Annotated in this window: 10 protein-coding genes and 1 tRNA gene; 5 read left to right on the top strand and 6 right to left on the bottom strand. The window is 64.6% G+C overall.

Annotation, left to right across the window (positions count from 1 at the left end):
- Positions 1–135 precede the first annotated feature (135 nt).
- The 4 genes from AC1DMY_RS02235 (at position 136) to AC1DMY_RS02220 (ending at position 5,009) form a co-directional block, all read left to right on the top strand.
- A complete protein-coding gene (locus AC1DMY_RS02235) occupies positions 136–480 on the top strand; it encodes a PsiF family protein (RefSeq protein ID WP_477163396.1) in 345 nt (114 codons plus the stop codon).
- Between the two features lie 195 nt (positions 481–675).
- Positions 676–1,317 carry a uracil phosphoribosyltransferase gene (gene upp, locus AC1DMY_RS02230; protein ID WP_477163395.1) on the top strand — a complete coding sequence of 214 codons (642 nt, stop codon included), beginning with the start codon at positions 676–678 and terminating at the stop codon, positions 1,315–1,317.
- A 247-nt stretch (positions 1,318–1,564) separates the two neighbouring features.
- A complete protein-coding gene (locus AC1DMY_RS02225; protein WP_477163394.1) occupies positions 1,565–3,202 on the top strand; it encodes a methyl-accepting chemotaxis protein in 1,638 nt (545 codons plus the stop codon).
- A gap of 13 nt (positions 3,203–3,215) precedes the next feature.
- Positions 3,216–5,009, top strand: a complete 1,794-nt coding sequence (locus AC1DMY_RS02220; protein ID WP_477163393.1) for an EAL domain-containing protein — start codon at positions 3,216–3,218, stop codon at positions 5,007–5,009.
- 51 nt (positions 5,010–5,060) lie between these two features.
- Here the strand turns inward: AC1DMY_RS02220 and pip are convergent, their stop codons facing one another.
- The 3 genes from pip to AC1DMY_RS02205 all read right to left on the bottom strand — a co-directional run bounded on the left by pip (position 5,061) and on the right by AC1DMY_RS02205 (position 8,625).
- Positions 5,061–6,017, bottom strand: a complete 957-nt coding sequence (gene pip, locus AC1DMY_RS02215) for a prolyl aminopeptidase (RefSeq protein WP_477163392.1) — start codon at positions 6,015–6,017, stop codon at positions 5,061–5,063.
- 110 nt (positions 6,018–6,127) lie between these two features.
- Complete coding sequence (locus AC1DMY_RS02210) at positions 6,128–7,153, bottom strand: YncE family protein (RefSeq protein WP_477163391.1); 1,026 nt, start codon at positions 7,151–7,153, stop codon at positions 6,128–6,130.
- A gap of 89 nt (positions 7,154–7,242) precedes the next feature.
- Positions 7,243–8,625 (bottom strand): FAD-binding oxidoreductase, encoded by a 1,383-nt coding sequence (locus AC1DMY_RS02205; RefSeq protein WP_477163390.1) that lies wholly within the window; start codon positions 8,623–8,625, stop codon positions 7,243–7,245.
- A 123-nt stretch (positions 8,626–8,748) separates the two neighbouring features.
- Between AC1DMY_RS02205 and serA the strand changes: the two genes are divergently transcribed.
- Positions 8,749–9,981 (top strand): phosphoglycerate dehydrogenase, encoded by a 1,233-nt coding sequence (gene serA, locus AC1DMY_RS02200; protein ID WP_477163389.1) that lies wholly within the window; start codon positions 8,749–8,751, stop codon positions 9,979–9,981.
- Between the two features lie 211 nt (positions 9,982–10,192).
- On the opposite strand, the gene AC1DMY_RS02195 is transcribed toward serA, so the two are convergent.
- The 3 genes from AC1DMY_RS02195 to ihfA form a co-directional block, all read right to left on the bottom strand.
- Positions 10,193–10,269: transfer RNA gene (locus tag AC1DMY_RS02195), tRNA-Pro, on the bottom strand.
- Positions 10,270–10,331: 62 nt separating this feature from the next.
- A complete protein-coding gene (locus tag AC1DMY_RS02190; RefSeq protein ID WP_019467383.1) occupies positions 10,332–10,688 on the bottom strand; it encodes a MerR family transcriptional regulator in 357 nt (118 codons plus the stop codon).
- Positions 10,669–10,968 (bottom strand): integration host factor subunit alpha, encoded by a 300-nt coding sequence (gene ihfA / locus AC1DMY_RS02185; RefSeq protein ID WP_019467382.1) that lies wholly within the window; start codon positions 10,966–10,968, stop codon positions 10,669–10,671. Before ihfA ends, AC1DMY_RS02190 begins: the two co-directional genes overlap by 20 nt.

Genomic DNA, 10,968 nt, shown 5'->3' with positions numbered 1-10,968 from the left:
CGATTCGCCTGTCGCCCTCCAGCTTGCTGAACGGGATGCCTTGGCGACCACGCGTGCCCTCCCACGCGCACTGCCGGCAGGCATAGACTTGCGACGCCGGCGTTCGCCGGTCATGTCATCCAGGAGGGTACCCGCATGTCTTCGCGTTTGAGTCTGATGGTTGCAAGCATTGCACTGGCCTTCGCCGCCTCCACCGCCTTTGCCGCGCCGCAGGCGGCGAGCAGCAGCGCGCCCGCCAAGAATTCGCAGCAGCAGCGCATGACCGACTGCAACAAGCAGGCGACGGGCAAGACCGGCGACGAGCGCAAGACCTTCATGAGCAGCTGCCTGAAGGGCGAAAGCGCCGCACCGGCCAAGATGACCCAGCAGGAAAAAATGAAGGCGTGCAATGCCGACCCGCACGCCAAGTCGCTCAAGGGCGACGAGCGCAAGCAATTCATGAGCGCCTGCCTAAGCGGTACGCCCAACGCGGGCCATTGATCGCATTGGCGCAAGCCACCAGGGCGTCGGCCTGTGCCGGCGCCCTTTTTGTTTGCCGGGTAAGCCACGACGCACGCATGCGACGCTCGATGGTCGAGGTCACGATGCGAGCGCGCGAACTTCAGCGGGACAAACCGCTCGCCCTCGTCACGCCGCGTGGGTGACAATTCACCGACTCTGCCGCCAGGTTTGCCCATGAAAATCGTCGAAGTCCATCACCCCCTGATCCAGCACAAGCTCGGCCTTATGCGCCGCGCCGGCATCAGCACCAAGGAATTTCGCGAGCTGGCCTCGGAAGTGGCATCGCTGTTGACCTACGAAGCCACCAAGGATCTGGAAACGGTCGAGCAGCGCATCGAAGGCTGGGCCGGTCCGCTCACCGTGCATCAGATCAAGGGCAAGAAGGTCACCATCGTGCCGATCCTGCGCGCGGGCCTAGGCATGCTGCCCGGCGTGCTCGACATGATTCCCGCGGCCAAGGTCAGCGTGGTCGGCCTGCAGCGCAACGAGGAGACGCTTGAGCCCATTACCTATTACGAAAAGCTCACCGGCCGCATGGACGAGCGCATCGCGCTGATCGTCGATCCCATGTTGGCCACCGCCGGCACCCTGGTTGCCACGGTAGACATGCTCAAGGCCGCCGGCTGCAAGCGCATCAAGGGACTGTTCCTGGTCGCCGCACCCGAAGGCCTCAAGCGCATCGAGGCGGCGCATCCGGATGTAGAGATCTATACCGCGTCCATCGATGAGCGCCTCAACGAACATGGCTACATCCTGCCCGGGCTCGGCGATGCGGGAGACAAGATTTTCGGCACCAAGCAACTGCCCGCCAGCTGAGCATTGGCATCTCGCGTTCTGCCAAAACCCCGCTCTCGCAGGCGGGGTTTTTCTTTGCTCGGAGCATGAGAAGTGCAGCACATAAGTCACGGAGACGACATCTTCCCGTGCCATGATTTCCGCCTTGCCTCGACCCCGCGAGGCAGACATAACCAGTTGAATTTACGATTATTTTTTTGCATTTTTGGCTAAAGTTACCGCGCGGTGAGCCGACAGCTCTTGCAGTTCCCTCACCCCGGACTTCCCCATGTTCAAGTTCTCCAAGCCGACCACCGGATTGACGCTGCGCCAGCGTCTGCTGTTGCGCCTGCTGGCCATCGTGTCGCTGCTGGCGATCACCTGCGTGGCCGGCGTGGTGCAGTTGCATCGCGCCGATACGCGCATCCAGGGCCTGGTCGACGGCTCGCTCAGCCCGGTCGCCGACGTGGGCCGCGTGCAGAACGATTACAACAGCACGCTGCAGGTGCTGGTGCATGCCGTGATGTCTCAGTTGCCCTCCGCCGTGGAAGATGCGCATACGCGCATCCACGCCGACCGCATCGATGCCGAGCGCCACTGGAAGACGCTGCTGGGCAGTGAGCTTGCGCAGGAACAAGCGCAGACGCTCAAGCTCACCACCACGCATCGCGCCGACGCCGACCGCATCATCGATGAGACCCTCGCCCTGCTTGATGCCGGCCAGTTCGATATCGGCGGCCTCAAGCTCAGCACCGAAGTGCAGCCTGCCTACGAGCCGCTGCAGAGCGACTTCGCCAATCTGTTCCAGTCCGCGCTCGCCAAGGGCAACGCGCAGGTGTCCATGCAGCGCGCGGCGGATCGCGACGGCATGGTGCTCTTGCTGGTGCTCCTTGGCGTGGCGCTCGCCGTCACCATCCTGATGGACGGTGCGCTGATGCGCTCGCTGATGCAGCGCCTCACGCGAGCCACTCACGTAGCCCAACGCATCGCCGCCGGCACGCTGGGCGAAGCGGTCGAAGTGGGCTCCAACGACGAACTGGGCAAGCTGCTGCGCGCACTCGCTTCGATGGACTCCCAGCTCACCAAGGTACTGACCGAGGTGCGCGTTGGCGCCGCATCGGTGGGCGAACGCGCGCGCCGGCTTGCGCTGGACAACGAAGCACTAAGCTCGCGCACGCAAGCCCAGGCCGCCAGCCTGGAACAGACCACCGCCTCCATGACCCATATGGCGGATACCGCCACGCTGGGCGCAGGCCACGCCGACGGCGCAGCGGCGGCGGCACGCGATGCGCTGGAGCACGCCGAGCACGGACGCCAGGTGGCAGACGAAGCCATCGGCTCCATGCTCGCGATTGAAAAGGCCAGCCGCGATATTTCGGAGATCGTCGACCTGGTCGACAGCATTGCGTTCCAGACCAACCTGCTGTCGCTCAATGCCGCCATCGAAGCGGCCCAGGCTGGCGAACGCGGCCGCGGTTTCGCGGTGGTGGCCACCGAAGTGCGCCAGCTCGCGCGCCGTTGCGTGGACGCCGGCAAGGACATCCGTCGACTGGTGGAACGCAGCGGCGACGCTGTCGGCACGGCGCGCGAACGCGTGACGCGGTCGGGCGAGGCGCTCGACGGCATCGTGCTCAGCATCGCCAACGTGTCCACCCGCGTCTCGCAGATTTCCGGTGCCACGCTGTCCCAGGTCAGCGGCATCAGCCAGGTCAATCGCGCGGTGATGGCGATGGACGGCATGACCCAGGCCAATGCCGATCTGGTCGAAGACATCAAGCACACGGGTCGCGCACTGGCCACCGACGCCGACACCCTGATGCAGCAAGTCGCCTTCTTCCGCCTTCCCCATCAGGAAGGCCGTCATGGGACGCCGCATGAGGCGGGTCTCTCATCTGACATGATGCATCCAGCTCGGGCTGCGGCCTGACATCGAACAGGGCATGCCGGCCAGACCCGTCCCCCATTACACGCCACAAGCCATGCTTGAGCGCGCGCTCGCAGCGGGAAGCCTGCAGCCGGTCTTCCAGCCGGTCGTGCGTGTCGACACGCTTGAAGTGGTGGCGCACGAGGGCCTGAGCCGCTGTGCCTTCATGCCGGGTGAGCTGTCGATCCTCGATCTGCTGGATCTGGCCCGCATGGAAGGCCGGCTGGCCGAACTGGAACTGCATGCCGCACGCACGCTATGCAGTGCATTCGAAGCGCAGGCGGCAGCGGGCCGCCTGCTGGTGAACCTGAGCGCGCACGCCATCCTGCACGACACCTTGCGCCCGGACGACGTGCTGCAGGCACTGTCATCCTGCGGCCTGGACCCCGCCCGCGTCACCATCGAAGTGACCGAGCGCGATGTGGTGGAAAGCCCTGCCCGCCTCGCCCATGCGCTGGGCTACCTGCGCGCGCATGGCATCCGCGTCGCGCTGGACGATTTCGGCAACGGCCATTCCAACTTCGAGATGTGGAACGAGATCCACCCCGACGTAGTGAAGATCGACCGTTACCTCATCAATGGCGTGTCGCGCAGTGCGGGACGCCTGGCCATCGTGCGATCGCTTTGCCAGGTCGCCGAATCGCTGGGCACCGACCTGGTCGGCGAAGGCGTGGAAGACCCGGCGGACCTGCGCGTATTGCGCGACCTGGGCATTCCCTATGCGCAAGGCTTCCTGATCGGCCGCCCCGCCGAACGCGTCGTCAACGAAGCCAGCGCCGAATCCCGGCAAGTACTGCGGACGGCGGCGGTGTCAGTGCTGCCGCGCCCGCGCGGCCCCGTCACGCAGCGCCCCACTCAGGTCAGCCATCTGTTGATCGAGGCGCCAGCCGTGCAGCCGCGCCAGACCAATGACGAAGTGATGGCGCTGTTCGTCGATCATCCCGAGCTGCATGCAGTGGCGGTGGTGAAGGACGGACAGCCGATCGGCCTGATCAATCGCCGCCTGGTCAACGAGCGCATGGCCCAGCCCTTCGCCCGCGAACTGCTGGCGCGAAAGTCGTGCACGGCGCTGATGAACAGCGCGCCGCTGGTGTGCGATGAAAACCGCAGCCTCGAAAGTCTCGCTGACGTGCTGCGTGGCGAGGATCAGCGCTATCTCGCCGACGGTTTCATCGTGACGCGCAAGGGACGCTATCTCGGCCTTGGCACAGGCGAAGCCTTGGTGCGCCGCGTGAGCGAGCTGCGCATCGAAGCGGCGCGGCACGCCAATCCGCTGACCTTTCTGCCCGGCAATATCCCCACCACCGAGCACCTGGAACGGCTGATCGACGGCGGCGAGTGTTTCACCGTCGTGCACGTGGATCTCACCGACTTCAAGCCGTTCAACGATCACTACGGCTATTCGCGTGGCGATGAGATGATCCGCCTGCTGTCCGGACTGCTGAGCGAGCACGTGGACCCGGCGCTGGATTTCATCGGCCACATCGGCGGCGACGATTTCGTGGTGCTGTTCCAGAGCGGCGACTGGGAAGCGCGCTGCCAGCGCGTGATCGATGCGTTCAACGCGCGCTCGCCGCAACTGTTCGATGCGATGGAGATCTTCCACGGCGGACTGCAGGGCAAGGATCGTCGCGGCGAGCCGCAATTCTTCCCGTTCACGACGGTGGTGATGGGCGCGGTGGAACTGGCGCCGCCGCTGCCGCAACGCGCGCAATCGATCGCCATGCTCGCCGCGCGCGCCAAGCGCCAGGCCAAGCGAGCGCACGTCAGCCTGCACGTGTTTCCGCGGCTGGCCATGTCGCAGACATGAGAAAACCCCGGCAGCTGCCTGCCGGGGTCCGTGGTCGCCAGTGGCGCTCAATCAGCCGCGGAAACGATCCGTCGCCTTGATCAGTTCCGAGATATTGCCCGGCTCGAAGGCCGAATGACCGGCATCCTGCACGATGCGCAGATCGGCTTCCGGCCAGGCGCGATGCAGATCCCACGCGCTGCGCATGGGGCACACCACATCGTAGCGTCCCTGCACGATCACGGCAGGAATCTTGCGGATGCGATCCACATTGCGCAGCAGCTGGTCGTCGTGTTCGAAGAAGCCGCCGTGCACGAAGTAGTGGCATTCGATACGGGCGAAAGCCAGTGCGAATTCGTCTTCACCACTGGACTGGATGTGGCTCTCGTCCTGCCACAGGTAACTGGTGGCGCCCTCCCACACCGACCACGCACGCGCCGCTTCCACGCGTTCGATCGGGTCGCTGCTGGTCAGGCGACGGTAGTAGGCGCTCATCAGGTCGCCGTGCTCCACCGCGGGGATCGCCTTCAGATAGGTTTCCCATGCATCGGGATACAGCGCATCGCAACCCTTCTGGTAGAACCACTCCAGCTCCCAGCGGCGCAGCATGAAGATGCCGCGCAGCACCAGTTCGGTCACGCGCTCCGGATGCGTCTGCGCATAGGCGAGCGCGAGCGTCGAACCCCAGGAGCCGCCGAACACCTGCCAGCGATCGATGCCCAGATGCCCGCGGATGCGCTCGATGTCGTTGACCAGGTTCCAGGTGGTGTTCTCGTGCAGCTCCGCATGCGGCGTGGACTTGCCGCAGCCGCGCTGGTCGAACAGCACGATGCGGTACACGGCCGGATCGAAAAAGCGCCGGCACTTCGGATTGGTGCCGCCGCCCGGACCGCCATGCAGAAACACTACCGGCTTGCCGTTGGGGTTGCCGCTCTGTTCGTAGTACAGCGTGTGCAGGTCCGACACCTTGAGCATGCCGGTGTCATACGGCTCGATCTCGGGATACAGGGTGCGAAGTTCCTGCGACATGCTCGATGCTCCTGAAGCGAACGGGGACGGCCTATAAGGCTATCACGCCGCCCCTGATCGCCTCTTTCACGCAGACCTCCGGCGCACCTCTCAGTGCGCCGGAGACGGCCTCAGGGCGTGCCGACCGTCAACACGGTGAAGCTGTCCGGCACGATGTCCGGGCGTGCGCCCTCCTTTGGCCGCGAGGCCCACTTGGCTGCCGAGAGGTAGAGCCGGTGCAGCTTGGGATCGAGCGCGAGCGTACGCGCGCTGGGCTGGGTGGGGATGGCGCCGACGACGCTGTAGTGATCGGCATCCTTCTGGCGTACGGCGGTGATGTCACCGCTCTCGCCGTTGGAGCTGTACACCATCGACGCGCCCTCATCGAAGACCACCGCATCCGGACCTTCGCCGATCGGCACGCGCGCCACGACCTGGCCGTTGTCGGCATTGGTCACGGCCATCTGTTTGTTGTCGCAGACCGAGAACAGGCGATGCAGCTTGCGGTCGATGGCCAGGCCGGTCGGCGATTCGCAGGTACCCAGCGACCATGTCGCTGCCACGGTGTTGCTGGTCGTGTCGATCTTCACCAGCTGGGCGGTGTCTTCGAGATTCACGTAGATCGAACCGGCCTCGTCGCTTACCGCGAACTCCGGCTTGCCGGGCAAGGCCACCGTGCTCGTCACCGTATTGGTGGCCGGATCAATCACGCTGAAGGAATGTCCCTTGCCGTTGAACGTGAACACGTGCTTCGACGCCGGGTCGTAGGCAATGGCATCGGGTTTCTCGCCGGTTCCGCTGATGGTGGCGACGACATTGAACGTGTCGAGGTCAAACACCGTGACCGACGCGGCCTGCCCGTTGCTGGCATAGCCGCGATGCGCCGACTGATCCAGCGCCACGCCGTGCACGCCCTTCGTACCGGCGATCACGCCGATGCGCTTGTGCTGATCCACATCCACCACATCGATATGGTCGCCGCGTGTGACGAACAGATGGCGGCGCTGCGCATCGAAACTGAGGTAATCCCAGCCACCGGCGCCACCGAGGGGCAGGCGGGCGAGCACGCGGAAATTAGCGGGCGCCGGAGCGGCCGCCGCATGGCCGGCAAACGCCGCCGCAAGGGCACAAAACAGCAGGGTGGGCAAAGGACGCATGGGGAAACCCGTCAGCAATGAGGTCTGCACAGCATCCCCGCCCCGACTTAGGTCCTGCTTAGCCGACGCCGTGGGGCGCCATCACACCCTCAGACAAACAGCTTGCCCGGATTGAGCAAGCCTTTGGGATCGAACACCTGCCGCACGCCACGCATCAAGGCGATTTCCGCCTCGCTGCGGGTGCTGCCCAGATAGGCGCGCTTGACCAGGCCAATCCCGTGCTCGGCGGAAATGCTGCCACCATGCCGCTGCAGCGTTTCGGCCAGCAACTTGGTGACGTGCTCGCACTGGGCAATGAAATCGCTGTCCGACAGATCGTCCGGACGCAGCACGTTGATATGCAAGTTGCCGTCGCCGATGTGTCCAAACCAGACCACGTCGAAGTGCGGATACTCGCGACTCAACAAGGCCTGGATCTCGCGCAGGAAAGCGGGCAGCGCACTGATGCGCAGCGAGATGTCGTTCTTGTACGGGCGATGCGGCGCAAGGCTCTCGGTGATGCCCTCGCGCAGACGCCACAGCGCGGCCGCCTGCGCGTCGCTTTGGGCGATCACGCCGTCGCTGATCCAACCGTGGTCCACGCCGGATTCAAACGCGGCGAGAGCAGCATCCTGTGCCGATTCGCTGGTATCGAACTCGGTCACCACGTAGTATGGATGCTCGCCATCGATGGCCCGCTGCGCGCCATGCGCCAACACATGGCGCAGCGCTGCATCGGTGAAGAACTCGAACGCCTGCAGCGTGAGGCGCGAGCGAAACAGCGCAAACACTTCCATCAGCGCTCCCATATTGGGCAGCGCCAGCAACATGACCTGTGACGGCGGCGGCGGATCGGTGAGCCGCAACGTTGCCTCCACCACGACACCCAGCGTTCCTTCCGAACCGATCAGCAGCTGACGCAGGTCGTAACCGCTGGAGTTCTTGATCAGCCCGCGATTGAGCTGCAACAGCTCGCCGTTGCCAGCCACCACGGTGAGCCCGGCGATCCACTCGCGCGTGTTGCCGTAGCGGATCACCCGAATGCCACCGGCATTGGTGGCGACATTGCCGCCGATGGAGCACGAGCCGCGCGCGGCAAAATCCACCGGGTAGAGCAGCCCTTGTTCCCTGGCGGCCTCATGGACGGCATGCAGCGTCATGCCGGCCTGCACGGTGAGCGTGCGATCCACCGCATCGAAAGCCAGCACGCGGTTCATGCGCTCCAGGCTGAGCACCAGCTCGCCGTTCGCCGCCACGGCGCCACCCGACAGACCCGTGCGGCCGCCCGAAGGGACGATCGCCACCTGCTGCTCATTGGCCCAGCGCACCACCGCCTGCACTTCGGCCACGTCGCCAGGCAGCGCGATCGCCAGTGGCGCAGGCGTCCAGCGGCGCGTCCAATCGCGGCCGTAGTGCTCCAGATCGGCCGGATCGGTAAGCAGGCGAAGATTGGGAAGCCGGGCGGCAAGCGCGGCCAGTCGAGCATCAGTCATGCGATGGTCCCCGGGGTGCACGGCAAGCCTGCCAGCGCGAGCCTGCATCGTCCAGTGTTGCGACGCCGCAAAAGCGCTTCAAGCCGTGGCATAGTGCAGACGTTCTCCATTGCGCAACGGCCCATGAAGACCTCGTTCCCCAAACAAGACATCAAGGTACTCCTGCTCGAAGGCGTCAGCCGCAGTGCCATGGAAAGCTTTCAGCGCGCGGGCTACAGCCAGATCGAATACCACGAAAAAGCCCTGCCGGAAGCCGATTTGAAGGCCCGCATTGCCGAGGCCCATATCGTCGGCATCCGCTCGCGCACCCACCTGACCGATGAGGTGCTTCAGCAGGCTAAACGGCTAATCGCCGTGGGCTGCTTCTGCATCGGCACCAACCAGGTGGATCTGGGCAGCGCCCGCCGCCTCGGCGTGCCGGTGTTCAACGCCCCCTACTCCAATACGCGCAGCGTGGCGGAATTGGTTATCGCTGAAACCATCATGCTGCTGCGCGGCGTCCCCCAGAAAAACGCGCTATGCCACCGCGGCGGCTGGACCAAGTCCGCGGCGGGCAGCTTCGAAGCGCGCGACAAGGTGCTGGGCATCGTCGGCTACGGCCATATCGGCACCCAGGTCGGCGTGCTGGCCGAAAGCCTTGGCATGCGGGTGATCTTCCACGACATCGAATCCAAGCTCTCGCTGGGCAACGCCCGCGCCGCCAACAGCCTGGACGACCTGCTCGAACGCGCCGATGTGGTGACCCTGCATGTGCCCGAGACCCCTGCCACCCAGCTGATGATCGGTACCCGCGAATTGGCCCGCATGCGCAAAGGCTCGCTGCTGATCAACGCCTCGCGCGGCACCGTGGTGGATATGGAGGCGCTGGCCGCGTCGCTGCGCTCGGAGCACCTGGCCGGTGCCGCCGTCGACGTGTTCCCGGTGGAACCCAAGGGCAACGACGACGCCTTCGTGTCGCCCCTGGTCGGCATGGACAACGTGATCCTCACCCCGCATATCGGCGGCAGTACGCTGGAGGCGCAGGACAATATCGGCATCGAAGTGGCGGCCAAGCTGGTGCGCTACAGCGACAATGGTTCCACCCTGTCGGCGGTCAACTTCCCCGAAGTCTCGCTGCCGGAACATCCGCGCAGCCGCCGCCTGCTGCACATCCATCGCAACGTGCCAGGCGTGCTCTCGCGCATCAACGAGCTGTTCTCCGCCGGCAACATCAACATTGATGCGCAGTTCCTGCAGACGGACAGCGAAGTGGGTTACGTGGTGATCGACGTGGCGGCCGACGAGAAGCAGTCGGGCGAGCTGCGCGATCGGCTTGCGGCCATCCCGGGGACACTGCGCAGTCGCGTGCTGTATTGAGAGCGAGGACCAAGCAGGCCACCTCAGTCGCCCCCCCTCACCGTCATTCCTGCGAAAGCAGGAATCCAGCGACTTTCGGCCCATTGGCAGCGTGTAAAGGCTCTGGATGACCAGCTTCGCTGTTGAACCGCTCCTCCTGCTTTCGCAGGAATGACGAGCTGACAAACAAAAACGGCGCCCAAGGGCACCGTTTTCATATCTATTGCCGAATTGGTCGGGACGGCGGGATTCGAACCCACGACCCTCTGCCCCCCAGGCAGATGCGCTACCAGGCTGCGCTACGCCCCGATGATCGGCAAGACGACAAGTCTACCAGCTAAGCCGGTAGTACCGGAAGTCGTGATGAAAATTCAGCGACGCAGCAGCGCGAGGACTTCTTCCAGCTCCATGCGCACCTGGCGCACGATCTGGTGGGAAATGCTCGACTCCATGCGCGCCTGCGGGCCTTCCAACCGGGCGCGGGCGCCGGTGATGGTGAAGCCCTCGTCATATAGCAGGCCACGGATCTGACGGATCATCAGCACATCGTGACGCTGGTAATAGCGGCGGTTGCCGCGACGCTTGACCGGATTGAGTGCGGGAAATTCCTGTTCCCAATACCGCAGCACGTGCGGCTTGACGCCACACAGTTCGCTTACCTCACCGATCGTGAAGTAGCGCTTCGCCGGAATGGCGGGCAGCTCGGTGTTATTCCCTTGGTCCAGCATAGCCCTCGACTCGCACCTTGAGTTTCTGACCCGGTCGGAACGTCACCACGCGGCGGGCGGAAATCGGAATCTCTTCGCCCGTCTTGGGATTGCGTCCCGGTCGCTGGTTCTTCTGGCGGAGGTCAAAGTTGCCGAACCCCGACAGCTTCACCTGCTCGCCCTTTTCCAACGCCTCGCGGACCACCTCGAAATAGGCGTCCACGAATTCTTTTGCCTCACGCTTGTTGAGGCCCACCTCGAGAAAGAGGCGCTCGGCCATCTCTGCTTTGGTCAGCGCCAT

Source organism: Dyella sp. 01L423, from assembly GCF_056399945.1.
Note: the sequence above shows the minus strand (reverse complement) of the source record. Positions and strands in the feature narration are given on the sequence as shown.